Here is a 23,815-nt window from a genome sequence, read left to right as displayed (position 1 = left end):
GGCTGCTCGCCGGGCGTCGGCTCGGCGGCCTTCACCGGGTGCCCCGCTCTTGCGGCTCGGCGGTGTACTGGACGAGGTCGATGCGCTGCCGGCCGTACCCGCCCCGGGTGAAGACGCGCAGCGTGAGCCAGGCGAAGAGCGCGAGGCCGGCGATCTGGCCGATCAGTCCGCCGGCGCTGCCGTCGCCTGTGGTCTGCGCGGTTTCCCCGGTGAGGCCCGATGCCATGATGCCGAAGGCGACATAGTTGTTGACGATGTGGATCGCGATCGCCGCCTCGAGGCCGCCGGTGCGCCAGGTGAGCCAGGCGGATACCGCTCCGAGCAGCCCGACGGCGAGGAGTCCCCAGATGTCGTAGATGTGGAGGGACGCGAAGCCGATCGAGGGGATTAGGATCGCGAACCAGGGGTTTCTGAGCCAGGCTCCCAGCACCTGCATGAAGAGTCCCCGGAAGACGACCTCTTCGGCGGTGGATTGCAGCGGCACCAGGAGCAGCACGAGCAGCACCGATAGCAGCGCAGCGCGTGCATCGAAGGCAGTCTCGTTCGCAACCACTGCGGGGTCGGTGGCGGGCTCAAGGAGCGCGCCTGCGGCGATGCCGACGAGGTTCATCACGGCGATCGTGAGCACGGAGACGCCGAACAGTCGCCCGAGCAGCCCCCAGCGCATGCGGGCCGCGACCGACCAGATTCGGCCGATGGGCCGCATGCCGAGGACGAGCATCGCGAGCAGCACCGCCGGGAGCATGATGATGATCGACACCATGCTCACGAGCACCGAGACGGGCCGCTGGGTGTCGAGCGCCGCGGCAGTGCCGGCGGCGACCTGCACCGGATAGTCGGGATCCGTGAGCAGGAGCACGGGGATGACGACCGCTGTGACCACCACGGTGAGGGTGCCGAAGAAAACCCCTGACAGCAGGAGCAGGGCGAGCGGTTTCCACCACCGGTAGGCGGAGGCGCCGCGCAGCAGGCGATGGTAGTCGAGCGGTTCGGTCTCCACGTTGCGCAGTTGCTGCGTGCCACGCGCCCAGCCCCAGGACGGCGGCACCGCAGACGGGCCGCGCGGCTCGGAGTCGGGGCTGGACATGCTGGGAACTGCGGCTGCGTCTGCGGCTCAGGCGGGGGCGCTCGTCGGCTGCTGCGCGCGGTAGCGGCGCGCGCGGACGAAGGAGGCGATGCCGACGGCGAGGAATACGAGGAGTACGACGAAGGTGACGGTGCTCGCGATCACGGCGTTCGGGCGCTCGGCGGTGCCGGCGAAGAGTTCCCCGATCTTCATCACGTTCATCGAGGTGCCGGCGATGCCGAGGAGGGCGATCGCGAGGGCGGCGTGGATCGCGTGCCGGCGGGTTTTCGGCGCGCGTGAGATGACGGCTGCGATGAGGATGAGCGTGCCGAGTGCGGAGGGGATGAGCGCGGTGATGCTGTTCGCGTCGGACGCGAAGTAGGCGACGATGCCGGTGGCGGTGAGGATGCCGCCGACGGCGAAGGTGAGTCCGGTCATGGTCAGTGTTCCTTTCGCGGACGCCGCAGGGGTTCTGGGCCGCGCTGGGCGCCCGGGATGTCTCCTCCCCTCCCGCGGGTTCGGGGAACCGTGAGGAGTGCGGACCTTGGTCCGTACTCTACATGATGTAGTTGTAAGCTTGTCGGTATGCTGACTGCCCCGTGGAATCTGATCCTCACCGTCGTCTTCGCGTTCACTGGGCTGTACTGCCTCGTGCGCCTCATTGCGCACCGGCCGCCGGGCGGCGCGCGGAGCGGCCCGGCGCTCGAGTCGATGGCGATCCATCTCATGCACCTGGTGATGAGTGCCGGGATGATCGCGATGTGCTGGATGATGTCGATTCCGGCGGTATGGAACTGGGCGCAGATCGTGGTCTTCACCGCTCTTGCCCTCGTCCTGGTGCCGGGGCTCTGGAAGGCGCCGCTGCTCGCGCGTCGCGTGGATCTCGCCGGGCATATCTGGCTCGCGGGCGCGATGGTGTGGATGATCGCGGCGATGCCGCTGCTCATGGCGGACATGGGCGGTGGGGAGCACGGTGGCGGCCAGGGCGAGGCCGCTGATGGGGCGATGATGATGGCGATGACCACCCCGGTGTGGGTGGATGTCGTCAACGTGGTGTTCGTGGGTGGAAGCGCGGCGATCGCACTGTGGTGGGTCTTCCGCGCGGCGACGGTTCGCGGGGATCGGTTGCACGCGCTCTGCCACTGCCTGATGGCGGCGGGGATGGCGGCGATGCTGCTGCTCATGAACGGGTAGTCGGCCTGTTATGGCGCGACTTCGAAGATGGTGGGCCAGAGCATGAGCGCGAGCGGGTAGCCGACGAAGCTGACGATGTTGAGCAGCCAGTGCGCGATGATGAGCGGCAACGACCTCCCCCAGCGGTGGTAGACCCAGCCGAAGAGGAGCCCCATGACGACGTTGCCGATGAATGCGCCGATGCCCTGGTAGAGGTGGTAGCTGCCTCGCAGCAGTGCGCTTGAGACGATGGTGGCGATCGGGCCGACCCCGAGGCGTCGCATACGGTCGAAGAAGTAGGCGACGACGATGAGCTCCTCGCCGAGGGCTGCGCGCAGGGCGGAGAGGATCAGCACGGGCACCGTCCACCAGTAGGTGTCGAGGGTGGTCGGTACGACGTTCGCGTTGATTCCGATGATGCGCGAGAAGAGGTAGAACGCGAGCCCTGGGATCCCGATCGCGGCCGCGAGCACGACGCCCCAGCCGGTGTCTGCCAGCCACCACCGTGCTCCGCGGCCGGGGAGCCGGCCGAGGCCGAGGTTTCCAAGGTGCGGGGCCGCTGTGCGCCAGAGCAGATACGCCACGAGTGCGACGGGTGCGAGTTCCCCCACGAAGCCGAGCAGCTGGTAGGCGAGGTCGAAGAAGGGCTGCTCGGCGAGCGGCCGGTTGATGGTGGCCGTCTGGGAGGCGAGCGCGGTCTCCTGGCTGAGGCGGCGCAGGATCGTGATGATCGATTGCACGCCCGCATAGCCGAAGGACAGGCCGAGCACGATCGCGAGCTCCCAGCGCAGTCGACGCTTCGAGATCGGGGCAACGTCGAAGCGCGCATACTGGGGCGGTCGCATCTGGATACTCCCGGGCTAGGCCCTACGGCGGTAGTTCTGCAGCCGGAGACTGTTGAACACGACGAGCACCGACGAGAGCGCCATCGCACCGGCGGCGATGAGGGGATTCAGGAAACCGGCGGCGGCGATCGGGATCGCGGCGAGGTTGTATCCGAACGCCCAGCCCAGGTTCACACGAATGGTGCGCAGGGTACGCCGCGACAGTTCGATAGCCTCGGGGATCACGGCGAGGTCTTCCCGCACGAGGATGATGTCTGCCGATTTGAGGGCGATGTCGGTGCCGGAGACGACGGCGAGGCCGAGATCGGCGGCGGCGAGGGCGACGGCGTCGTTGATGCCGTCGCCGACCATGGCGACCCGCTCCCCCGCCGCTTGGAGTTCGCGGATCGCATCGGCTTTCTCTGCGGGCAGCACTTCTGCGGAGACGCGGTCGATACCGAGGGTGCCGGCGATCTCCTCGGCGACGGCTCGGGAGTCGCCGGTGAGCAGCACCGTGGCGAGGCCCTGCTGCTGTAGCGCTTGGATTGCGGCACGGGCGTTCGGCTTGATGGTGTCGGCGAGACCGAAGCGCCCGATCAGGCGTCCCGCCTGGGAGACGAACACGATCGTTTCCGTGGCGTCGGCATCGGCGAGATAGACGCGGGCGGCGGCGGTGGAGACGCCTTGCTCGTCGAGGTAGGTGAGGCTGCCGATGTGGACGGTGTCGCCGGCGACGGAGCCGGAGGCGCCCCGGCCGGGTAGGGCAATGAAGTCCCTGACGGGGTCGAGGTCGGTGATCTGCTGCTTCGCGGCCGCGAGGATGGCGCGGGCGATGAGGTGCTCCGATCCCTGCTCCACGGAGGCGGCGACGCGCAGGAGCTCGTGCTCGGCGACGCCGGGGACGGTGGCGATGCTCCGCACGGTCATCTCGCCTGTGGTGAGCGTGCCGGTCTTGTCGAGCACCACTGTGGTGATCGTGCCGCTCGCCTCGAGCGCATCCTGCCCCTTTACGAGGATGCCGAGGCTGGCGCCGCGACCGATGCCGACCATGAGCGCGGTCGGGGTGGCGAGCCCGAGGGCGCATGGGCAGGCGATGATGAGGGTGGAGATGCCGATCCCGAAGGCCTCTTCGAAGGAGCGGCCGGCGAGCATCCACCCGACGGTGACGAGGATGGCGAGAACGATCACGCCGGGTACGAAGTAGCGGGTGATGCGGTCGACGAGGGTCTGCACACGGGCTTTGCGGGCCTGGGCTTGCTCGGCGAGGGCCGCCATCTGCGCGAGCTGGGTGTGTGCGCCGACCGAGCTCGTACGCACTTCGAGGCGGCCGTTGGTGCTGATCGTGCCGCCGATCACCGTATCGCCGCGACCTGCGCCGACGGGGAGTGGCTCGCCGGTGAGCATGCTGGCGTCGATGTCGGCGCTGCCGGCGATGATGGCGCCGTCGGCGGGGAAGGTTTCGCCGGGGAGCACGATGAACACGTCGTCGACGCGGAGTTCTGCGGCGGGCCTGATCTCCTCGATGCCGTCTCGCTGGATGCGGACGTGCGTGGCGGCGAGCTCGCTGAGGGCGCCGAGTACGTCGCCGGCTTTGCGGCGTGAGCGGGTTTCGAAGTAGCGGCCCGCGAGCTGGAAGGTGGTCATGCCGGCTGCGACGTCGAGGTAGATGGCGTTTGCCCCCTCGGGGGTGGCGCCGATGCCAAGCCAGTACCCGCCCCCACTCCCCTCTATGCCGAACAGCAGCGTCACTACTGACCAGCCGAAGGAGGCTGCGATGCCGAGGGAGACGAGGGTGTCCATGCTGACGTCGCCGTGGCGGAGGTTTCTGAGGGTGGCCTTGTGGAACGGCCAGGCCGCCCAGGTGACGATCGGCACGGCGAGGGCGACGCAGAGCCATTCCCAGCCGGGGAAGCGCCAGTTGGGGACGAGAGCGAGCACGATCGTGATGTCCATGAGCGGCACCGTGAGCATCGCTGCGAGGATCAGTCGGCGCCGGAGTGAGGTAATCCGCACCTCGGTGGCGCGCTTCGACCAGGCGTCGTCGGCGTCATCGTGGATGCGCGCGCCGTAGCCGGCTTTCTGGATCTGCTCGAGTGCCTCGCTCGCGCGGCCGGTGCCGAGGCCGGAGACGATGGCGCGCTCGGTCGCGTAGTTCACGCTCGCGGTGACGCCCTCGATCTTGTTCAGGGCGCGCTCGACGCGGCCGGCGCAGGCGGCGCAGGTCATCCCTGAGACATCGAGCTGCAGCGGCTCGACGACGTGCGTGGTGAGAGTCACGGCTGGGGCTCCTCGTCGCTCTGTGGGGCAGGACGCCCGGGTCCTGCAGCCTGGCGCCGCTTGGCGAGGGTTTCGAGCATCTTGTTGTAGTCGTCGAACTCCTCGTCACGACCGGAGTCCAGGTGCCGATCCTTGCGGCGGGCCTCTTTCGCGTCCTGCCGCGACCATTGGATGCCGAGCGCGATGATGACGAGCAGCAGTGGCAGTTCGCCGCCGGCCCAGGCGACGCCGCCGCCGAGGTACTGGGAGGCTTGGAGGTCCGTCCAGGGCAGCCCGAAGTAAAGGTAGAAGTTCTGCGCTATCCACTCCTCGGTGGACATCATGAGGATCACGCCGAAGAAGGCGTGGAACGGCATCGCGGCGAGCACGAAGCCGAGCTTGCCGATGTGCGGCAGAGGGCGCGGGGGTCGGTCGACGCCGATTACGAGCCCGTAGAAGAGGTATCCGGCGATGATGAAGTGGACGTTCATGAGCTGGTGCGCCCAGTGGAAGCGCATCGCCTCTTCGAAGATGCCGCTGAAATAGAGCCCGTAGTAGGAGCCGACGAAGAGCACGAACACGAACAGCGGATTGTAGACGAAGCGGAGTACCTTCCAGTGCAGCACCCAAGTGATCCAGTGGTGCAGCCCCGCCGGCCTCGTCGGGTCGGCTCGGGTCGCGCGTAGGAGCAGGGTGATGATGCCGCCCATCACCAGGAGGATCGGCGCGAGCATGTTCAGGCTCATGTGCACAATCATGTGCGTGCCGAAGTCGGGGGCCGAGTACTTCCCGAAGCCGGAGCTCGTGATGAAGACGATGACGCACCAGCCTCCGATCCACGAGATCGTGCGGCCGACGGGCCACTTGTCACCGCGGTTGCGCAGCACGCGGATCGCCCAGAGGTAGGCGGTGACCGCGGCGATTGCGAGCATGATGAAGAGTAGGTTGGGCCGCCAGTGAGTGAACCAGACGAGCAGCGATGGCGGGGCTTCGACGTCGAAGCCGAGGAACACCTGGGAGATGCTCGTGGGCTGGAAGTAGTGCGGCGGCGGGATGCGCGTCATCGCCGCGGTGATGCCGAGCCATCCGGCGATCGCCACGGTCGCGATGGCTGGCGGCCAGACGGCCGGACGGGATGGGTTGGTCCTCTGCGCAGCTCGCCAGCTCAGGAGGGCGATGAGGAGGAGTGCCAAGCAGGCCCAGCGTGCAAGGATCTGCCAGCCTGTCGAGGAGCCGACGAGGCTCGACCCGGCGAGTTTGAACCATGCTAGGAGGAGGTCGGAGGCGACGATGACGGGGACGCCGACGAGTATGAGCCTCGTGAGGCGGATGGCGATGACCGGCTCGAGGGTGCGACCGGTGATGGTACGCAGGGCGGCGATGACGAGAACTCCGAAGACGGCTCCGGTGACGAGCGCCTGATAGGTGCCGGCGTCGCTGCCGAGATCGTGGTTCGGACCGACGAGGATCTGCCCGACGACCACTGGGGCGAGGATGCCGAAACAGGTGGCCCAGAGCGGGATGAGGAGCCCGGTCCACCGGGTGACGAACTGGCAGCTGATGGAGACGATCGTGGCCGCGATCAGAGATACCGTCCACGCGCGGGGAAAGGCGCTCGACTCGTAGAGGAAGGCGAATGCGCCGGGCTCCGCGAGCCGTGTGAAGGGCATACCGCTGCTGTCGAGCGATTCGAAGACCACCATGCCCGCTGACAACATCGCCCAGGCGGCGGAGGCGAAGCGCAGCACGGTGAGCTCGAGGCATGGCTCGATCCGTCTGGCCCGCTTGCCGCGAGCGTCGCGGAAGAACAAGAGATAGAGCAGGGCGCCGAAGGTCAGCATCGCGGCCAGATCGCCGAGGCCCTGGCCAAGCGCGGTCACTACGGCGACTTCGAAGCCGGGGAAGGTGAGGTAGAGCTGCTCGTAGGCGAATGGGCCGACTTCGAGGGTCGCAACGATTGGGGGCACGGTTACTGCGGCGAGGGCGATCGCTGCGATCGCGAGAGCGGTCGCCGTGCGCCGCGGTGAGCGCTCCCCATGTGCCTCGGCCGGGGCGGTCGAGGCGGCGCTGCTGATCATCGGGTGCGCTCGTACACTGCCAGGAGCTCGAAGCCGGCCTCGCCGACGGCCCCCACGAGGACCTCGGTGCTGAGGGGGTGCGCGGCTTGGACCACGGCTCGTCCGGCGGCCACGTCGACGTCGACGGCGGTCACTCCGCTGAGCGTGCCGAGCGCTGCCGTCAGTGTCTGTGCGCAGTGGCCGCAGGTCATGCCGTTGACGGTGAGCTCCTGTTTGCTGGTCGCGTCCATCGCCCCTCGATCTCTCGCTCGAATACTCGCACAAGACTACAAGATGTAGACGTATGTAAGCTTGGCGTCGGGCTCGAGTTCACTGCTGTCAGCGCAGCTGGGAGGCGACCTGCAGTCCCTGCGGGACCCGTCGACGTCCCGGGGCAGGCCACCGTTTCCGGCTCAGCCGCTCCGCCCGGAGGGTCATGGCGACGTCCTGCGTTGCGGCCGCGAGCACGAGGAGCGCGTTCGCGAGATGCGCAGCACCAACCTGCCGGGCGGCGGCATCGTCCGCGGCGAGCTCAATCTGCAGACGGGTTGCGCGCTCGAACGCCCGGCTGGCGCGGATGCCCGGCAGGAACAGCGCGTTGATCTGTGCGATGCGCATTGCCAACCCGTGCTGATGCCGTAGATGCGCGAACTCATGTGCGAGCACCGCCTGCAGCTGTGGCGCGGTGAGGAGCTGTTCCATTGACGAGGAGACGAAGATTTCCGGTCGTCGGCCGGGAACGGCATAGGCCTCGGGCGTCTCCGAGTGGAATCGGACGAGCGTGAAACCGATGTGCTCCTCTCGCGCGTAGGCGACGGCGTGGGAGTGGGAGGGGGGGCGGAGCGATTGGAGCGACCCGGAGAAGGTGAAGGCGAAGGCCAGTGCGAGACCGGCAATTCCAGCGGCCACCCAGACCGCTGCGGAGACCGTCACACCGGGCGTGTGCGGGATCGCGTGGCGCAGCGACTCGACGGAGACAATGCCGAGCGCGATGCCGGAGAATGCGGTGACGACGCCGACGCCGAATGTCCCGAACCAGACGGTGAGTGCGGCTCGAGGGTGGAAGAGATGCCAGCGCCCGGCAGCGAACAGCCGCGGGCAGAGCACGGCCAGGGTGATGGCTGTGCCGAGGAGGGCGAACGCAAGGAGCAACACGATCGGGTTACTCGTGCGCCGTCGCCTCGCCGAAGGCGTCCATGAGCGCCGCGACGTCGTCATCTGCGAGGTTGCCGGCGAAAGCGAGCAGGGCGGCTCGGCGGTCGGCGGCCTGCTCGAGGGCGGAGGTCATCATCTCACTCGCCTCTTCCTCGCTTGAGCGCAGCGGGCGGAAGCTGATCTTGCGGGGCGAATCGCCGATCCGTTCGACGCGGCCTTTCCCTTCCAAGCGGGTGAGCGTTGTCATGAGCGTTGTGTAGGCCGGCACGGGTTCGCTGAACATGGCCTGCAGTTCGCGTGCGCTCACGGCGTGTTCTTGCTCGTGGAGTCGTTGCATGACTTCGTCTTCGAGCCCGCCCCATTCGCGTTTACGCACCCCTGCCATGTCGTGCCTCCTCGTCGATTTCTTAACTCTACATCTCGTCGAGTTAATGGATCATTCTCACAGCATGCAACAGTAGCCTCTGCGCATGGAGAACTGGTGGGTGAATGCGCTCTGGTCACTCACTCCATCGGTGATCATCGGCGTATTCTTCTACTTCGTCATTCGTGCGATCTCGCGCGCAGATCGCACCGAGCGCCGCGTCTACAAGAAGATGGAGGATGAGGAGCGGGCGAAGCTTGGGCTCCCACCGAAGCCGCTGGCGTCCGCGCAGCCTCCCAGCACGCCTGAGCCGCCGTCCGCCGTCGAACACCCTAGCTAAGCTCGCCCCTGTTCATCGGAAGCACCTGTCGCGTGTCCCCTCGTTCAGTCTTCATGTGGTTTGCGTTCGCGGAGGCGGTGACCTGGGCGGGGATGCTCGCCGCACTCCTGGTGCGGTTCAGCGGAGCCACCGATGCCCTGGTGGGTCCTGCCGGCGGCATTCATGGCTTCGTGTTCCTCACCTACTGCGTGGCCACCGCGTGCGTGTGGATCGACGGGCGCTGGCTACCCGGTACCGGCCTGACGGGGCTGCTCGCCTCAGTCATCCCATTCGCGACGGTGTTCTTCGAACTTTGGGCCGACCGCCGTGGTCTCCTTGCGGGGTCGTGGCGTCTTGGCGCCGGAGGAGAGCAGCCACGGATGTTCGCCGAGCGCGTGCTGGCGTGGGCACTGCGGTACGCCGCCCTCGCGATCGGCGTCGGGGTCGCGTTGGTGATTGCGGTGTTCCTCGTCTTACTGTGGCTGGGTCCACCGGTGCAGTTCTGAACGGGCTCGGGACTATCGGCATCATAAAGCACGCGATCCCTCGTTCTCGTTGCCTGCTCCCTGCTCGATTCCCCGGGTGAGAAGGAGTTCTCTCTGAGCAGCATTGTCTAGCAAACTTTGGCAATCCGAACATATGATTTCGACATGACGAATATGGCTGCTCGAGGGCATCATACGGCGGCTCCGCGACGGATGGTGTGGCTCGTCGGCCCCGCGCTGGTTGCCGGTGTCGCGTATCTCGACCCCGGGAACGTCGCCAGCAACATGACCGCGGGGGCTCGCTACGGGTATCTGCTTGTCTGGGTGGTCGTACTGGGCAATATCATCGCGTGGTTGATCCAGTACCTTTCCGCCAAGCTCGGGGTCGTCACCGGGCAGAGCCTCCCCGAGGTGCTGGGGCGCCGTATCCGTCGACCGTGGGCACGGCGGTTGTACTGGCTGCAAGCCGAACTCGTCGCCATGGCCACTGACATCGCCGAGGTCATCGGCGGAGCCGTCGCCCTGTACCTCCTCTTCGATGTGCAGCTGCTGTGGGGCGGCATCATCACCGGCGCCGTCTCGATTGCGCTCCTGGCCGTGCAGTCGCGGGGTGGTGCAAGACCGTTCGAGTTCATCGTGATTGGGCTCATCTTGATCATCGCGATCGGTTTCGCCTACGGCGTGTTCGTCGCGCCACCCGATCCGGCGGGGATCTCCGGGGGTCTGGTGCCGAGATTTGAGGGCACCGATTCAGTGCTGCTGGCGGCGTCGATTCTCGGCGCGACGATCATGCCTCATGCCATCTACGCGCATAGCGCCCTTGCCAGGGATCGGTTTACTCCCACGGTGGGACGTTCGCGCGGTGGCGAGCCTCAGCCGGTGTCTCGTGGAGTGGTGTTGGAGGACCTTCGGGGGATCTCGACGTCTCGCCTACTCCGCGCAACGCGTTGGGACGTCACGATCGCCATGCTCATCGCGGGCTCGGTCAACCTGTGCATCCTGCTGCTCGCCGCCGCGAATCTCGCCGGCGTCTCCGGCACCGACACGCTCGAGGGCGCCTACGCGGCGCTCTGGGAGGGCATCGGTCCGGCGGTCGCTACGCTATTCGCGGTCGGTCTGCTCGCGAGCGGCTTGGCGAGCACGTCTGTGGGGGCCTATGCCGGGGCCGAGATCATGCGCGGGCTGCTCCACCTCCGGGTACCGCTGCTGGCTCGCAGGCTGGTCACGCTGATTCCTGCGCTCGCGCTGCTCGCTTTCGGCGTCGACCCAACGCTCGCGCTGGTGCTGAGCCAGGTGGTGCTGTCCTTCGGGATCCCGTTTGCCCTGATTCCGCTGGTCGCGCTGACAGCGAACCCCGAGGTGCTCGGCGGCTTCCGTAACCGCGCACTCACGACAACCGCCGGAGTTCTCGCGGCCATCTTCCTGGCGGCCTTGAACGTCCTGCTGGTGTGGCTCATCGTGACCGGGCGCTAAGGATGTCGCTCAGTCGTGCTGGTGATGCTGCGGGCACAGCCGTACCGCGTCCCCCGTGAGCGCGAGCATCTTCTCGGCCGCTGCGAGGATCGTGACGACGGCGGCGGGATGCGCGAGGGAGTACATCGAGGCCCGCCCCTCCGCGCGGGAGACGACCATGCCGGTGTCTTTCAAGCAGGCGAGGTGCTTGGAGACGGTGCTCTGGGAGATCCCGAGGTGCTTCACCAGGTCGACCACGCGGTGCTCGCCGAGCTGCAGGTGCTGCAGGATTACCAGGCGGGAAGGATCACCGAGGCTGTGGAAGAGGGCCGCAGCGGAGGTGAGTGCCTCGGCCTCGGCGATCATCGGGAGCTCGTGCGATCGTTCGGCTTGCATCGTCATATGACGATGTTATCTCCAATTCGGCAACTATTCTAGGCCGGGCGAATCCGCAGTGCGCCCACTCAAGATAACATCGCTATTTGGCGATGTTATCAATATAATGAAGTGTATTGATTGGTGCCAAACGAGAACGGAGGCCTCGAATGGGTGCAGGGCATGATCACGGGCCGAGTGTCGCCGAGGCGGGGCAGCCCGGCGACTACCGCCGCAAGCTCTGGACTGCCTTTGGCATTACTGCGACGATCGTCGTGGCGCAGGCCGTCGGCTCCGTCATCACCGGCAGCCTCGCTCTGCTCACCGACACCGCGCATGCCATCACCGACGCCTCGGGACTGCTGGTCGCGCTGATCGCTGCGACACTGATGCTGCGGCCGGCGACGTCGAGGCGCACCTGGGGGTTCCGACGCATCGAGGTGATCGCTGCACTCGGGCAGGCGACGCTGCTGCTCGTGGTCGGCTTCTACACGGCCATCGAGGGCATCCGGCGCCTGTTCGAACCGCCGGAGGTGCCGGCGACCGAGCTGCTGGTCTTCGGCATCGTCGGCCTCGTGGCGAACATCACTGCCATCCTCATTCTGTCCTCGAGCCGCGGCGCGAACTTCAACATGCGTGCCGCGTTCCTCGAGGTGCTCAACGACGCGCTCGGCTCCCTGGGCGTCATCGTCGCCGCGATCGTGATCGCGACGACCGGGTTCCAGCGCGCCGATGCGCTCGCCGGCCTCTTCATCGCCGCGCTCATCGTGCCCCGCGCCTTCAAGCTGATGCGCGAGACGACGAGCGTACTCATGGAGTTCACCCCCAAGGGCCTCGACCTCGACGAGGTGCGTGCGCACATCCTCGAGCTTGAGCACGTCAAGGATGTGCACGACCTGCACGCTTCGACGGTCGCAACCGGTCTGCCGACGATCACCGCGCATGTCGTCGTCGAGGACGAATGCTTCACCGACGGGCATGCTGCCGCAGTACTCCATGCGGTGAAGGCGTGCGTGGCCGAGCACTTCGAGGTCTCGGTCAACCACTCGACCTTCCAGATCGAGACCGAGCACATCAGCGAGGACGAACCGGCGGGCATCAAGCACCCATGAGCAGACGGCGCGGGATCGACGGCGGAGCATGACGAGCACCGCCACGGCTCAACTGCGCCGTCGCATCGCGCGGAACTGGCACCGGCTGAACGGCCCCGGCCGGGTCGCGGGGGTCGATCTTGCCCGCGGCCTCGCAGTGCTCGGCATGCTGGCAGCGCATCTGCTCTGGCTCGGCTCGCTCTCATGGACGGAGCCGTCGACGTGGGGCTCGGTCGTGACCGGCCGCTCCTCGATCCTCTTCGCCGCGCTCGCCGGCGTCTCGCTCGGCCTGTCCACCGGCGGCCCGACGCCCCCGCACGGAGCCGGACTCGGCCGGGCGCGACTGCGGGTGACGATCCGCGCCCTGCTTATCTGGCTGCTCGGCGTACTGCTCATCAGTTTCGACGTGCCGGCCGCGATCATCCTGCCGACGTATGCGATTATCTTCGTGCTGACGCTTCCTCTGCTCGCGCAGCGCGCCTCGCGGCTCTTCCTCGCGGCCGCGATCGTCGTGCTCGTGACCTCGCCCCTGATCGTGTGGGCGAATGCCTCGCCGTGGTGGGAGAGCTATAAGGGCTGGCTCCTCGGTCTCTACATCGGGTGGAACTACCCGTTTCCGCTGTGGATCGCATTCACGCTCGCAGGTCTCGGGCTTGCGCGCGCGGGGATCCGATCTCGTCGGGTGCAGTGGGCGGCGCTCAGCGTCGGCGCGCTGCTGGCGGTGGCCGGGTATAGCCTCTCCCCCGGCCCGGAATCGTCGGAGCAGACGGCTGGTCGCTCGTTCCTCGAGGCCTGGTGGACGTCGGACCCGCATTCGAGCGGCGTGCTCGAGGCGATCGGGAGCGGCGGCTTCGCGATCGCGGTGATCGGCCTGTGCCTGCTGCTGCGCACTGGGGGTCGGTGGCCCTGGCTAACCTTCCCGCTCCGGTCGGTGGGGTCGATGCCGTTGACAGCCTATGTGCTGCAGATCGTGATGTGGGCGGTCGCGTCGATGACACTGCTCGGCTCCGCCCATGAGCATGCCTTCCGCGACCTCGACCCTTTCCTCCCGATCACGATCGCCACCGTTATGCTCTCCGTAGCATGGAGTCTGCTGGTCGGCCAGGGGCCGCTGGAAGCTGCGCTCGGTCGACTCTCCTTGATTGGAGGGCCGCCGGCCTCCTCCGGGGCAAATACGCAGCAGCGCCAGAATACTCTTGAGCCGTGACCGCCGACTCCGCCATCGCCTCATGATCGTCTGGTTCGGCATCGTCCAGATCGTCGTCGCCCTGATCGCGATGGTCGTCTGTATCGTCGAGTACGCCCGGAAGCGCGGGCCGAACGACTACACGCTTGGGGTGACCCTACTCGTCGGGGTGCTGCTCATCGTGCAGGTGGTCATCGGCATCGTGCAGCCGGGCGCGGGCAATCCCGCCGAGGGCGATCCGCTCGAGTTCTGGATGTACCTCATTGTCGCGACTCTCATTCCGTTCGGTGCCGCGTTCTGGGCTCTTGTAGATCGTCGTCGCTCGGCGAACCTCGTGCTGGTGGTCGTCAACTTCGCAATCGCCATCATGCTCTACCGCATGTTGGTCATCTGGGGGTGAACCAACGTCATACGGTTCGGTCTGCTGCATAGGGATAGTGTCAACCATCGCATCGTTGAGCAGTCACCCTACTGAGGCGGAGCTGTGCTTTCGCTCGGTGCTATCCGGACGGGAGGCTCGTCGCCTTATGAAAGCACCGAGGGCTAGATCGACGGCGAGGAACAGGATCAGGGAGCCACCGAGTGCGGGCGCGAATAGGCCAGCTCCGACACCGAGGAGAGCGATCATGAAAATCGCGACGCGGGTAGGCGTCCGCCCAGCGCCGGGTGGACGCAGGTAACTCGACCGCGCGGCGCGTGCGGTTGGGCGTCGCAGCCACCACATCCTGTATCCCAAGAGGATCATGAAGATGATCCCGATTGCGAGTGCCCCCAGCACGATCTGGTTGGCAGCACCGAAGAGCAGGCCCATGTGCGCGTCGACTCCCCACCGGGCGAGCTTCGCGGGGAGCGGCCAGTCGGCGAAGTCGACTCAGGATAGCACTTCCCCCGTGGCCGGGTCTACCGAAATGGAGTCCTGCTTCTCAGGCCAGCTGCGTTGCGCCTGGGATACCGTCCATGCCTCACCGCTCTCGGCGGGCACGATCTTGATAATCCCGTCGAGTCCCTCGTCGCGGGCGCTCTCCGCAGCGCGTTCGAGAGCCGCCGGAAGCTCCTGCTCCGGAATCTCGGGAACCTCGGTGTTCTCGGGGAGCGCTGCTGCGGCGGACGGGGTGGTCCAGTCGAGTGCTTCTCGAAGGTTCCCGACGTTCGTTCCGGCATACTGAGACCAGGTCAGGCCGGTGGCCGAGAGAAAGATCATACCGAGTGCGAGCCACACGCCGAGCGCACCGTGCCATCCCATCAACCGCGCGCGCCCCTTTGCCCGGCGCGTGGGGATGACCAGAGTCCGCCGCCTGCCCTTGCGGACTCTGCGGAATATCCAGATGCTTAGGCCGGATGCGGCGAGTACCCACAGCCAGCTCGCCGCGAGCTCGCTGTAGAGCCTTCCGATATCACCGAGGAACAGCGTCCGGTGCAGGTCGTCGAACCAGGAGCGCACGGGCAGCCACTCACCGAAGGTTGGCAGCGTGTTCGTTACCTCGCCACTGTATGGGTTGATGAACACGGTGAGGTCTCGGTCAGCGGGATCGGATTCGGTCGAGAAGGTGACGCGAGTGACGTCATCTGGCCTGGTGGCCGGGCGCACCTCGATGAGGGTGCCGTCGACTTGGGCTTCTTGGGCCGCGCTGACCTGTTGCGCAAGCGGAAGAGGTGATCCGGAAGGTGCGACGGTGAGCGTGTCGCGATACACAATCTGTTCGATTGCGGGGGTTGCAGCGTACATGAGCCCGGTGACTGCGGCAATCAAGATGAACGGGCCCACGAATACGCCGATGAAGAAGTGCAGACGCGCAAGCAGCGGCCGGAAGCCGTCTCGCCACCATCGTGCCCGCGGGAGCGCCCGTCCCGAATCGTCGATCGACCGCTCATCGGCACGGTCTGTCTGCGAAGTGGTCATACGCACCTTCCTGGGGAATAAGAGCAGATTCAGCTGATCATGAGGGCCAGCATGACCCCCATGCCGAGGGCCATGCCGATATGACACATCACATGTGAGCGGTGCGTCCGTTCACGGGAGAAGCGGTATGCCCACCAGCCCATCGCGATGACACAAAGCACGACCAGAGCCCAGGTCACCAACAACACCCATGCCGGTGTTTCCGCGCTCACGGTTACTGCATCCGGGGCGGACGACGAGCCGTGCCCGTCGTGGCTGCCACCAGTACCCGACACCGGGACTCCACTCATCATGAGAGGCATGGCCGCAAGCATCCACACCATCGCGCCCGTTAGCAGCACATGAATGCCGAGATCAACACGCGCACCTGAAGGGATTGCTTTCGCGCTCGCGTATCCTGCAATCACGATGCCCATCACACCGAACGCCACAATCTGAACCCAGGTGCCGACCGAGCCCGTCGGGACCCAGATCATTACGATCATCGACACGCTCATTACCGCATGCAACACGTCGACCGCACGATTGGGCCCCACGGCGGAGCGATCCCACGAAGCGGAAAGATGCCAAAGGCAGTAGACACCCGTCGACGCGAACAGGACGGTCAGGATCCAGTCCCAGGGAGAAGCGAGCACAGAGTAAATCTACAACTTGTAGTAGATAGTGGCAACTCCGCTCCCTGTCGCATCTTTGGCGTCCGTCAGAGACGTGGGGGGCGTTTCCTCCGTGTGCCGCACCGCTGCCATCGGCTCTTCAGCCTCGTGACGAAACCGCGCAACCGGTAGACAAGATCATCGAACTCCTCTCGCACCGACGGACTCTCGCGCCCGTCTCGCGGAGGTGCCCCGGCAGCGGCAATGACAGCGATCAGGACAGACATGAGAAGCAGTTGCGTGATCCAGACGGCAAGATCCACCTCAGCTCCTTTCATCAACCTGCAGCGGGACGTCGCCTCAGCCAGGGCGCCCGGGGTTTCGGGTTCTACCCGGCGAGGTAGGCGTCTTCCTCTTCGGCATCGGTCGTGCCGCGACGCGCCTTGCGCGCCTCAGCCCGCTGTTGCTGCCTGAGCACGGCCTCGCTGCCCGCGTTCAGCCCTCGGTGTTCCTGCCGGGCGGCGTAGACGATGCCGAAGGCGGCGATGATGATGAACACATACCACTGCAGCGCATAGGAGAGATGCGGCCCTTCGTCTCGTTCCGGCGGGTCGGGGAGCAGGCCGGTTGCTGCTTCGGGCGATTCGCGAACGAGCATCCCATAGGCTCCGGTGTAGGCGGCGTCGAAGCCTCCGACCCGGGCGAGCTCGGGCAGGTTGATGCTCGCCACGGTGCTCCCCTGGGAGAGGCGGCCGACAAGCTGTGGTTCGCTCGCCCGGAGACGGACGTCGACTTCGACCGGCCCGCTCGGGGCCGCCGGGGCGCTCGCGAGCCAGGTGCCACTGGCGTTGGCCTCGTTGCCGTTTACGGATACCCAGCCGCGATCGACGAAGAAGATGAGTCCCTGCTCGGTGCGCAGGGGTTGGAGGAGCTGGGAGCCGACCCCCACCGGACCGGGACGGTTGCGGGCGAGGAAGGGGTTACCCACATATTCTCCGCGCACGGTGGCGGTCTGCCATTTCATCGCGTCCTCGTCGAAGCGCGCAGGGTCGGGGACCACAGTCTCGATCGGGACCGCGGGTGCATTGTAGTTCTGTTCGATGCGGGTGATCTCCGCTCGGGCGTCACTTCGGCGATCGAACTGCCAGTCGGCGAGCCAGGCACACACGATGGAGAAGACGATGAAGAGTCCGTAGTAGCCGAGCCAGCGCCGGGAGCGGAGGAAGGACCATCCCGGCAGCGTCTCCGGAGCCCGGCGGGCAGGCTTGTCTCCACTGGGCGCGGGCCCGTGCTTGGAGGCCGCCGTCTGCACTGTCATGGGGCTAAGACCGGGGTCGGACGCCGCGGAGACGGCGTCCCGGGCGCAGTCGCGTGATGCGGCTGCGCGTGGTTGCGGCGAGCATGCCGGTGTTCCTTTCCTGGGCCGTCCCGGGGCGGCGTCGTGACGTGGTTACGGCTGAGCGGTGAAGCCTTCGAGCCCGAACTTCCCGACCGCCGTCCCGCTCTCGATCAGTCGGTGGGCCTGGGGGAGGTTGGCGGCGTTGATCGCGCCGAGGATGCTCGTGAGCGTGGTACGGATCTTTCCGGCATCGACGAGCTCGCCGATTTGCCGGAGGATCTCTCCCTGCTCGGCGACGTCGATCGTCTGCAGCCACGACCGCATGAATGGGTCTTCGGGGTAGAGTGAGATGCACTTCGCCTGGAACGCCTGGACGTGGAGCTCCTCGGGGCAGTCGACGTAGCCGAAGCGGCCTTGTGGAGCGAGGAGCTCGAGGATGTCGGCTTGCCGCTCCCCCGACCTGGCGGTGGAGAAGACGTAGCCTGGATCGCCGATGCCGAGTTCGGCCACTTGCGGGGAGAGTGCCTGGCTGTGGTCGAGAACGTGGTGGGCGCCGAGGTTCGCGCACCAGGCCTTCGTAACTGGCTGTGAGGCGGTGGCGATCACGGTGACGTTGGTGAGGGCGCGCAGCAGCTGAATGGCCATCGACCCGATTCCCCCGCCCAGCCCCCGCTGATGATGACGACTGTGAATGCGCCTCCCGGCACGGGCCGCGCCACCTCGAGCCGGTCGAGGAGCACCTCCCCCGCGGCAAGCGAAGTCAGCGGGAGGGCGGCCGCTGCCGCATCGCTCAGCAATGTCGGCGCGCGGGCCGCCAGGTGCGCATCGACGATAAAATAGTCTGCGTTCGCGCCTGGTCGGTCGACAACGTCTGCGTAGTAGACTCGGCCCCCGAGAGCAAAAAAGCTCGAGGAGCGGCTCGTCAGCGACTGATTCGCCGAATTCGACTATGGTGCCGACGGCGCCCCAGCCGAGCACTCGAGTTTGACCGGCGGACGGGTGCTCGGTGTCGCGGATTCGGCGGCCCACCGGGTTCACTGAGACAGCCCGCACCTCGACGAGCATCTCTTGCTCTCCGGTTTCCGGCTGGGGGAGTTCGACATCGACGAACTCGCCATCTCCGTCGAGGGCGCGGGCGCGGTTGTATCCAACGGCTTTCATACGCTCCTCCTCTTCTCATGATTGAAAGGCTGTGCTGGCGCCACGTCGTGCTCTGGTCTCGTGAGGTGCTGCGTCATGGTGCTAGATGAATGGAGTGGGGTCGACGAATGAGCCACCGGAGAGCACTTCATAGTGGACGTGGCAGCCGAAGCTCATGCCCGTATTGCCGACGTACCCGATCACTGCTCCGGCGGGAACCCATTGGCCGTAGGACACGGGCGGGGTGCCGATCTGGTGGGCGAAGCGGGTCTGGTAGCCGTTGTCTTGGTTGAGGTAGGTCATGTATCCGCCGAAGTTGTCAACCCAGCCGGCGACGACGACCGTTCCGGATGCGGGGGCCACGATCGGAGTGCCGCATCCGGCGGGGAGGTCGAGCCCCGTGTGGCTCCAAGGCTGGCGGAAGTAGGTGGAGATCCAGGAGATCGGCACGGGCTGGTACCAACCGCTCCCCCCGGGTGTGCCGCCCCCGCCGCCTCCACCACCGCCCGCGGCCTGCTGGTTCCGGCGCTGCTCTTCTTCGATCCGTAGGCGCTCCTCGTAACCGGTGACCGTAGTGGTGGTCGCATCCTTGAGCGCCGCGAGCTGAGCTTGCAGCTCTTGTTGCTGGGCCTCCTGTTGGAGGAACTCCGCCCGCTGATCGTCGAGGTTCTGCGCTGCGGTTTGCGCCATTGCCTCGGCCTCGCTGGCGAGCTGGTCGCGGGCTTCCTGCGCGACCTCGGCTTGTTCGCCGAGCGACGCGGCGGTGTTCAGCGCGAGTTGGGCGCGTTCAGCCATTGTGGAGTTGCGTTGCGTGGCGCGTTCCATCATGGCGAGCCGATTCAACAGGGCATCGGTGGTTTCGGCGTCGGCTTGGAAGAACACTTCCGTGCTGTAGTCGACACCCCCGGAGCGATAGAGCTGGGAGATGATGTCGCTTGCTTGATCGGAGGCCTCTCTAGCCTCCTCCTGGCTCGCGCTCGCTTCGGTTTCAAGTTCCTGTGCCCGCTGCGCGGCCTCTTCTGCGGCGGTTTCGGCTTCCTGCCATTTGGCGTTGGCAGTCTCGGTCGCTGTGCGGAGGCGTTGCAGCTCCGCTTCGCTCTGCGCGATGAGCTGCTCGATCTCCTGCACCTTCGCCACGGCCGTCGCCTCGTTTTGTTTCGCTGCCTGGACGTCGTCCCAGGTGGGCAAGTCCACCGCATGCGCGGCGGTGCTGCTGCCGCCGGGATTGCTAAATATCAGCGCCACCATGGCGCCTACGACGACAAGGCTCATGGAGATGCGCCTGATACGGCTGGACTTCGTGTCTCTCATGTTGTCTCTCCCTGCGGCTGAGACCCGGTGCAATCCGGGCTGTGATCAGGTGCGTGGCTTCCTGATGAGGATTCCGGCGAGCAGAAATGTGCTGCCGGCGATCGGTTGGGCAAGGATCCAGAAGATGCCGCTGAACGGGAATGGATACACGGGGTTCCAGAGCACCGCGATCGCGACGAATATGGGCACCCACCACCAGTGGCGTACCTGCACGGCGAACCAGGCGACGATGAGCGCAAGGATCGCGACCACGAAACGGAAGACAGTGAACCAGTCGCTGCCCACGAAGGCGACGGCGACGATGAGCGTGGCGAGTGCAATGAAGCTGGGGAGGAGGGCGTTGCGCTGATAGGACGGGGCCTGCTGCTCCTGGGTCATCGGTGCGTCCTCTCCAACCGGGCTGCCGCGGTACCTGAGCTGGGTTCCTCTGGCGCCATGGATGCCGCTGAACCGCCGGCGGTTGCGGGCGAGGTGCGGGAAGTAGCACGGACGCGCCAGGCGCCGAACAGATAGAGCACGATGCCGGCACCGATGGCGACGTCGGCGAGGTTACCGATGAAGAGCTCGCCGTAGGCGAGGAAATCGGTGACGGCGCCGCTGCCGAACCCGGGCGGGGCGAAGAGGCGGTCGACGAGGTTGCCGATGGCACCGCCGAGGATCAGTCCGATCGCTGCGGCGTGGATCCGGCGCTTCGTGCGGAACGCCGCCCGGACGAGGAGCACGGTGGCGACGATCCCGAGCAGAGTTATGAAGGGTGTGAGCTGGGAGCCGATCGAGAATGCGGCACCGGTGTTGAAGGCGAGATGCAGTCCGAGCAGATCGCCGAACAGAGTGATGCGGGTTTCAGTGTCGAGGTAGTGGAGGGCGAGCTGCTTGCTGATCACGTCGACGGCGATCGTCAGTGCCGCGATCGCGCAGCTGTAGGCAAACAGCAGCCGTCGGGAGGGACGGCGGCCCGTGGGCTGCGCTGCGGGCCGTGTGCCCTTATGGACGGGTGGATCATGCGGGAGTTCGTGGGTCATGATGCTTTCAGAGGGGATTCGGTCGCGTCTGCGGCCTCGATAGGGGTAGGGGTGGACAGGCGGTTCCATCGCCGCTGCAACAGGCCCAAGGTAAGGAGCTCGCCGAGCCCGGCGATCGGGATGAGCAGGGTGAGGGCCGGCCCCACGAGGACGGCCGGGGTGAGCCCCGTGCGCAACGGTACAGAGGTGACGGCAGCGGCCGGTTCGTCCGCGGCGGCCGCGGCAATCACAGCGCCGTCGGGGGCGATGACCTGGCTGGTGCCCACGGTCGATACGTTTACGACGGCACGCCCGGTCTCGATAGCGCGCATACGCGCGAACTCGAGCTGCTGCAGGTTCTCGTCGGTGCCCCGGAAGTCGGCGTTGTTGGTCTGGAAGGCGTAGAACTGCGCACCGCCTCGCGCCCCGTCCCAGATCACCGAGTCGTAGATGACGTCGAAACAGATCGCGAGTCCGACCTGGACGCCGTCGACGGAGACGAGCGGCGGGTTCGTACCCGGCGTGTATTCGCGCTGGATGAGGCCGACCAGGTCGGGGACGATGCGTTCGTAGAACCACCGGTGGGGCACATATTCGCCGAAGGGCACCGGGTTCACCTTGTCGTGCATTTGCTCGGCGCTGCCGGCCTCCCAGAGCATCGACGTGTTGTAGGTGTCCTCGCCTCGCGCGGTGGCCGCATTCATGAGGAGCGGGGCCTCGGCGCCTGCGACGAGCTCGTCGAGAGTGCGAGCGGTGGCCGGGGTGTTCAGCGGATCGGAATCGACCCCGCCCTCGGGCCACACGAGCAGATCCATCGGTTCGCCGAGGAGTGCGTCGCTCGCTTGCCGCTGGGCGGCGAGCACATCGCCGGGGCTGCGCGTGTCGAAGTAGCCGGCGGGCCCGTCGCCCTGCACCCAGCCCACGCGGAGGCTGCCCGCTTCGGTCGTGGGGAACGCCGGCACGAGCAGCAGGGCGAGGATCACCGCTGCGGGCAGCAGCCCGGCGAGTTTTCGGGGTGCGGGTCGGGTGGCCCAGTCGACGACGCACGCGCAGAGCCAGACGATGAGGAGGGTGAGGCCGGTGACGCCGACCCAGGAAGCGGCTTCGGCGAAGGGGCCGCCGGCCTGGGACATGCCGATTCTGCCCCACGGGAACCCGCTGTAGGGCCAGGTTCCGAGGAGGAGCTCGCGTGCGGCCCACAGCGTCGCGATGAGCACCGGGAGCAGGAGTCTGCGGGTGGCGCGGCGTTCGAGGAGAGCGCCCCAGCGGTAGGCGAGGGCGATCGGGATCGCACCGAGCGCGAAGAGCAGCGATTCGACCCCGGCGAGCGCGATCCACGGGATCGGGCCGAGGAACTGCACGACCCACATGAGGTGCGTGAAGTAGAACGCGGCGCCGTAGGCGAGACCCACGAGAAACGCTCCCCCGATACTGCGGCCTATCAGCGTCCAGAGCCCGCCGGCGATGCTGAGGAAGGCGAGCGGCCACCAGCCGATGCTCGGGAACGCGGCGTCGAGCAGCAGGCCCGAGACGGCGGCGATCGGGATCGCCGCACCCCACGGCAGGCGACGCACCGTGGCGGTGGCGCGCTGCTCGCGCGCGCCGCGCCCCAGTGCCGTGCGGGGCACCTCAGGGTCGTCGCGCAGCGCGAGCGTGTCCGTGGTCGTCACAGCGGCCTCCTTCCTGGTGCTCGAATCGCGGATGTGGTCGTGGGCGGCTCAGCTGACGCCGGAGTAGGCGTGCAGGCCCTGGAAGTAGAGGTTGACGATGGTGAAGTTGAAGATCACCGTGGCGAAGCCGATGAGCGACAACCAGGCCGACTTCGTGCCGCGCCAGCCGCGGGTGGCGCGGGCGTGGATGTACCCGGCGTAGATCACCCAGATCACGAACGTCCACACCTCCTTGACGTCGAAGCCCCAGTAGCGGCCCCAGGATTCGTTCGCCCAGATCGCTCCGGCGATGAGCGTGAACGTCCAGAAGATGAAGCCGAGGATCGCGAAGCGGTAGGCGAGCGTCTCGAGTACCTCGGCCTTCGGGAGCGTGCGCAGGTAGCCGCGATCCGGGGCGACCTCCTCGCCCCCGGTGGCCTTGATCCGCTCGCGGCGTGCCTGTAGCAGTTGCATCGTCGATAGGCCCGCCGCGATCGCGAGCAGCGCGGTGGCGAGCGAGGCGACGAAGACGTGGATGATGAGCCAGATGCTCTTGAGCGGATCCATCAGCGGGGTCACTTCGACGTAGAAGGAGATCGTCGATCCGCCGAGGAAGAACACCACCATGCCGACGATGAAGACGCCGAGGAACCGGAGGTCGTACCAGCGCAGGGCGGCAAGGTAGACAGCGACAATCAGCAGAGTGCCGATAAGGGCAAACTCGTACATATTCGCCCACGGCACCCGTTCGGCCGCGATCCCGCGCGTGACCGTGGCGGCGAGATGGAGCGCGAAGCCGAGGGCAGTGAACGCGATGCCGAGGCGCGCGAAGTAGCGCCGTGACCGTTCGGCACCGGGCACGCGGAGGCTCCCCTCCCCTCCCCCGTTCTGCGGGGAGGCTGCGGGGCCTCCGGCCGCACCGACGAGCACGGCCTCCCGTTGTGTGATGGGTGCGGCCGAGGCGCGCTGCGAGAGGTCGTAGGCGAAGGCGAGGAACGCGAGAACATAGATCGTAATCGCCGACCAGACGGCGAGCACGGAAAACTCGTCGAGCGCGGCCTGCAGTTGTAGATCCATGG

Annotated in this window: 25 protein-coding genes and 1 pseudogene; 7 read left to right on the top strand and 19 right to left on the bottom strand. The window is 66.7% G+C overall.

Translation table 11 applies throughout. The features are described 5' to 3' along the window. Positions 1-31 precede the first annotated feature (31 nt). Complete coding sequence (locus ACFPZL_RS00765) at positions 32-1,087, bottom strand: CPBP family intramembrane glutamic endopeptidase (protein ID WP_236022121.1); 1,056 nt, start codon at positions 1,085-1,087, stop codon at positions 32-34. 27 nt (positions 1,088-1,114) lie between these two features. Beyond that, positions 1,115-1,504, bottom strand: coding sequence for a hypothetical protein (locus ACFPZL_RS00760; RefSeq protein ID WP_218116194.1), 390 nt, complete (start codon positions 1,502-1,504; stop codon positions 1,115-1,117). 147 nt (positions 1,505-1,651) lie between these two features. Between ACFPZL_RS00760 and ACFPZL_RS00755 the strand changes: the two genes are divergently transcribed. Beyond that, a complete protein-coding gene (locus tag ACFPZL_RS00755; RefSeq protein ID WP_218116193.1) occupies positions 1,652-2,260 on the top strand; it encodes a DUF5134 domain-containing protein in 609 nt (202 codons plus the stop codon). A gap of 8 nt (positions 2,261-2,268) precedes the next feature. Here ACFPZL_RS00755 and ACFPZL_RS00750 read toward each other — a convergent pair whose 3' ends face one another. From ACFPZL_RS00750 to ACFPZL_RS00725, 6 genes are all read right to left on the bottom strand, one after another. Beyond that, positions 2,269-3,084, bottom strand: coding sequence for a CPBP family intramembrane glutamic endopeptidase (locus ACFPZL_RS00750; protein ID WP_218116192.1), 816 nt, complete (start codon positions 3,082-3,084; stop codon positions 2,269-2,271). A 15-nt stretch (positions 3,085-3,099) separates the two neighbouring features. Next, positions 3,100-5,340 (bottom strand): heavy metal translocating P-type ATPase, encoded by a 2,241-nt coding sequence (locus ACFPZL_RS00745; protein WP_328798031.1) that lies wholly within the window; start codon positions 5,338-5,340, stop codon positions 3,100-3,102. Then, complete coding sequence (locus tag ACFPZL_RS00740; protein WP_218116191.1) at positions 5,337-7,397, bottom strand: cytochrome c oxidase assembly protein; 2,061 nt, start codon at positions 7,395-7,397, stop codon at positions 5,337-5,339. Before ACFPZL_RS00740 ends, ACFPZL_RS00745 begins: the two co-directional genes overlap by 4 nt. Continuing rightward, positions 7,394-7,627, bottom strand: coding sequence for a heavy-metal-associated domain-containing protein (locus ACFPZL_RS00735; protein ID WP_218116190.1), 234 nt, complete (start codon positions 7,625-7,627; stop codon positions 7,394-7,396). Before ACFPZL_RS00735 ends, ACFPZL_RS00740 begins: the two co-directional genes overlap by 4 nt. An 88-nt stretch (positions 7,628-7,715) precedes the next feature. Continuing rightward, complete coding sequence (locus ACFPZL_RS00730) at positions 7,716-8,531, bottom strand: M56 family metallopeptidase (RefSeq protein WP_218116189.1); 816 nt, start codon at positions 8,529-8,531, stop codon at positions 7,716-7,718. 7 nt (positions 8,532-8,538) lie between these two features. Further along, positions 8,539-8,916: a BlaI/MecI/CopY family transcriptional regulator gene (locus tag ACFPZL_RS00725; RefSeq protein WP_218116188.1), complete on the bottom strand. Its 378-nt coding sequence runs from the start codon at positions 8,914-8,916 to the stop codon at positions 8,539-8,541. Between the two features lie 85 nt (positions 8,917-9,001). Here ACFPZL_RS00725 and ACFPZL_RS00720 point away from each other — a divergent pair, with 85 nt between their 5' ends. The 3 genes from ACFPZL_RS00720 to ACFPZL_RS00710 all read left to right on the top strand — a co-directional run bounded on the left by ACFPZL_RS00720 (position 9,002) and on the right by ACFPZL_RS00710 (position 11,172). Beyond that, entirely contained in the window at positions 9,002-9,235 is a 234-nt protein-coding gene (locus tag ACFPZL_RS00720) for a hypothetical protein (RefSeq protein WP_218116187.1), read from the top strand. A 53-nt stretch (positions 9,236-9,288) separates the two neighbouring features. Next, positions 9,289-9,720 (top strand): DUF3817 domain-containing protein, encoded by a 432-nt coding sequence (locus ACFPZL_RS00715; RefSeq protein ID WP_236022120.1) that lies wholly within the window; start codon positions 9,289-9,291, stop codon positions 9,718-9,720. Between the two features lie 144 nt (positions 9,721-9,864). Continuing rightward, positions 9,865-11,172: an Nramp family divalent metal transporter gene (locus tag ACFPZL_RS00710; protein ID WP_236022119.1), complete on the top strand. Its 1,308-nt coding sequence runs from the start codon at positions 9,865-9,867 to the stop codon at positions 11,170-11,172. A 9-nt stretch (positions 11,173-11,181) separates the two neighbouring features. On the opposite strand, the gene ACFPZL_RS00705 is transcribed toward ACFPZL_RS00710, so the two are convergent. Beyond that, on the bottom strand, positions 11,182-11,553 hold the full coding sequence (locus ACFPZL_RS00705) for an ArsR/SmtB family transcription factor (protein ID WP_218116185.1): 372 nt from the start codon (positions 11,551-11,553) through the stop codon (positions 11,182-11,184). Between the two features lie 143 nt (positions 11,554-11,696). Between ACFPZL_RS00705 and ACFPZL_RS00700 the strand changes: the two genes are divergently transcribed. From ACFPZL_RS00700 to ACFPZL_RS00690, 3 genes are read left to right on the top strand one after another with little or no spacing between them, the layout of a single operon-like run. Continuing rightward, a complete protein-coding gene (locus ACFPZL_RS00700) occupies positions 11,697-12,638 on the top strand; it encodes a cation diffusion facilitator family transporter (RefSeq protein WP_218116184.1) in 942 nt (313 codons plus the stop codon). 28 nt (positions 12,639-12,666) lie between these two features. Next, a complete protein-coding gene (locus ACFPZL_RS00695; RefSeq protein ID WP_218116183.1) occupies positions 12,667-13,824 on the top strand; it encodes a heparan-alpha-glucosaminide N-acetyltransferase domain-containing protein in 1,158 nt (385 codons plus the stop codon). Then, positions 13,814-14,203: a hypothetical protein gene (locus ACFPZL_RS00690; RefSeq protein WP_382334550.1), complete on the top strand. Its 390-nt coding sequence runs from the start codon at positions 13,814-13,816 to the stop codon at positions 14,201-14,203. Before ACFPZL_RS00695 ends, ACFPZL_RS00690 begins: the two co-directional genes overlap by 11 nt. Before the next feature lie 63 nt (positions 14,204-14,266). Here the strand turns inward: ACFPZL_RS00690 and ACFPZL_RS00685 are convergent. The 10 genes and pseudogenes from ACFPZL_RS00685 to ccsB all read right to left on the bottom strand — a co-directional run. Continuing rightward, positions 14,267-14,659, bottom strand: a pseudogene (locus ACFPZL_RS00685) (PepSY domain-containing protein); the annotation flags it as partial. Between the two features lie 15 nt (positions 14,660-14,674). After that, complete coding sequence (locus tag ACFPZL_RS00680) at positions 14,675-15,703, bottom strand: PepSY-associated TM helix domain-containing protein (RefSeq protein WP_218116182.1); 1,029 nt, start codon at positions 15,701-15,703, stop codon at positions 14,675-14,677. Between the two features lie 29 nt (positions 15,704-15,732). Then, positions 15,733-16,338, bottom strand: coding sequence for a DUF5134 domain-containing protein (locus ACFPZL_RS00675; RefSeq protein WP_218116181.1), 606 nt, complete (start codon positions 16,336-16,338; stop codon positions 15,733-15,735). A 346-nt stretch (positions 16,339-16,684) separates the two neighbouring features. Further along, positions 16,685-17,614: an SURF1 family cytochrome oxidase biogenesis protein gene (locus ACFPZL_RS00670; protein ID WP_218116180.1), complete on the bottom strand. Its 930-nt coding sequence runs from the start codon at positions 17,612-17,614 to the stop codon at positions 16,685-16,687. Between the two features lie 132 nt (positions 17,615-17,746). Then, a complete protein-coding gene (locus ACFPZL_RS00665) occupies positions 17,747-18,280 on the bottom strand; it encodes a zinc-binding dehydrogenase (RefSeq protein ID WP_218116179.1) in 534 nt (177 codons plus the stop codon). A 597-nt stretch (positions 18,281-18,877) separates the two neighbouring features. Next, positions 18,878-20,086, bottom strand: a complete 1,209-nt coding sequence (locus tag ACFPZL_RS00660) for a peptidoglycan DD-metalloendopeptidase family protein (RefSeq protein WP_382334547.1) — start codon at positions 20,084-20,086, stop codon at positions 18,878-18,880. A 45-nt stretch (positions 20,087-20,131) separates the two neighbouring features. After that, positions 20,132-20,464: a DUF6804 family protein gene (locus ACFPZL_RS00655; RefSeq protein ID WP_218116237.1), complete on the bottom strand. Its 333-nt coding sequence runs from the start codon at positions 20,462-20,464 to the stop codon at positions 20,132-20,134. After that, complete coding sequence (lspA, locus tag ACFPZL_RS00650; RefSeq protein ID WP_218116238.1) at positions 20,461-21,108, bottom strand: signal peptidase II; 648 nt, start codon at positions 21,106-21,108, stop codon at positions 20,461-20,463. Before lspA ends, ACFPZL_RS00655 begins: the two co-directional genes overlap by 4 nt. After that, entirely contained in the window at positions 21,105-22,757 is a 1,653-nt protein-coding gene (lnt, locus tag ACFPZL_RS00645) for an apolipoprotein N-acyltransferase (RefSeq protein ID WP_236022125.1), read from the bottom strand. The genes lspA and lnt overlap by 4 nt, the downstream gene beginning before the upstream one ends. Positions 22,758-22,805: 48 nt before the next feature. Continuing rightward, positions 22,806-23,813, bottom strand: a complete 1,008-nt coding sequence (gene ccsB, locus ACFPZL_RS00640) for a c-type cytochrome biogenesis protein CcsB (RefSeq protein ID WP_218116239.1) — start codon at positions 23,811-23,813, stop codon at positions 22,806-22,808. Positions 23,814-23,815: the final 2 nt, after the last annotated feature.

The sequence above is a fragment of the Leucobacter soli genome, from assembly GCF_042659205.1.
Taxonomy (GTDB): Bacteria; Actinomycetota; Actinomycetes; order Actinomycetales; family Microbacteriaceae; genus Leucobacter; species Leucobacter soli.
The sequence above is the reverse complement of the archived record's forward strand: the minus strand, read 5'-3'. Positions and strand labels throughout refer to the sequence as shown.

What these genes read in the sequence shown, in the direction of transcription:
- ACFPZL_RS00760 (WP_218116194.1), bottom strand. Translation starts at nt 1,504, where the DNA reads ATGACCGGACTCACCTTCGCCGTCGGCGGCATCCTCACCGCCACCGGC.
- ACFPZL_RS00700 (WP_218116184.1), top strand. Translation starts at nt 11,697, where the DNA reads ATGGGTGCAGGGCATGATCACGGGCCGAGTGTCGCCGAGGCGGGGCAG.
- ACFPZL_RS00715 (WP_236022120.1), top strand. Translation starts at nt 9,289, where the DNA reads ATGTGGTTTGCGTTCGCGGAGGCGGTGACCTGGGCGGGGATGCTCGCC.
- ACFPZL_RS00740 (WP_218116191.1), bottom strand. Translation starts at nt 7,397, where the DNA reads ATGATCAGCAGCGCCGCCTCGACCGCCCCGGCCGAGGCACATGGGGAG.
- ACFPZL_RS00755 (WP_218116193.1), top strand. Translation starts at nt 1,652, where the DNA reads ATGCTGACTGCCCCGTGGAATCTGATCCTCACCGTCGTCTTCGCGTTC.
- ACFPZL_RS00725 (WP_218116188.1), bottom strand. Translation starts at nt 8,916, where the DNA reads ATGGCAGGGGTGCGTAAACGCGAATGGGGCGGGCTCGAAGACGAAGTC.
- ACFPZL_RS00695 (WP_218116183.1), top strand. Translation starts at nt 12,667, where the DNA reads ATGACGAGCACCGCCACGGCTCAACTGCGCCGTCGCATCGCGCGGAAC.
- ACFPZL_RS00720 (WP_218116187.1), top strand. Translation starts at nt 9,002, where the DNA reads ATGGAGAACTGGTGGGTGAATGCGCTCTGGTCACTCACTCCATCGGTG.
- ACFPZL_RS00655 (WP_218116237.1), bottom strand. Translation starts at nt 20,464, where the DNA reads ATGACCCAGGAGCAGCAGGCCCCGTCCTATCAGCGCAACGCCCTCCTC.
- lspA (WP_218116238.1), bottom strand. Translation starts at nt 21,108, where the DNA reads ATGACCCACGAACTCCCGCATGATCCACCCGTCCATAAGGGCACACGG.
- ACFPZL_RS00660 (WP_382334547.1), bottom strand. Translation starts at nt 20,086, where the DNA reads ATGAGAGACACGAAGTCCAGCCGTATCAGGCGCATCTCCATGAGCCTT.
- ACFPZL_RS00665 (WP_218116179.1), bottom strand. Translation starts at nt 18,280, where the DNA reads ATGGCCATTCAGCTGCTGCGCGCCCTCACCAACGTCACCGTGATCGCC.
- ACFPZL_RS00680 (WP_218116182.1), bottom strand. Translation starts at nt 15,703, where the DNA reads ATGACCACTTCGCAGACAGACCGTGCCGATGAGCGGTCGATCGACGAT.
- ACFPZL_RS00735 (WP_218116190.1), bottom strand. Translation starts at nt 7,627, where the DNA reads ATGGACGCGACCAGCAAACAGGAGCTCACCGTCAACGGCATGACCTGC.
- ACFPZL_RS00670 (WP_218116180.1), bottom strand. Translation starts at nt 17,614, where the DNA reads ATGACAGTGCAGACGGCGGCCTCCAAGCACGGGCCCGCGCCCAGTGGA.
- ACFPZL_RS00710 (WP_236022119.1), top strand. Translation starts at nt 9,865, where the DNA reads ATGACGAATATGGCTGCTCGAGGGCATCATACGGCGGCTCCGCGACGG.
- ACFPZL_RS00765 (WP_236022121.1), bottom strand. Translation starts at nt 1,087, where the DNA reads ATGTCCAGCCCCGACTCCGAGCCGCGCGGCCCGTCTGCGGTGCCGCCG.
- ACFPZL_RS00750 (WP_218116192.1), bottom strand. Translation starts at nt 3,084, where the DNA reads ATGCGACCGCCCCAGTATGCGCGCTTCGACGTTGCCCCGATCTCGAAG.
- ccsB (WP_218116239.1), bottom strand. Translation starts at nt 23,813, where the DNA reads ATGGATCTACAACTGCAGGCCGCGCTCGACGAGTTTTCCGTGCTCGCC.
- ACFPZL_RS00705 (WP_218116185.1), bottom strand. Translation starts at nt 11,553, where the DNA reads ATGACGATGCAAGCCGAACGATCGCACGAGCTCCCGATGATCGCCGAG.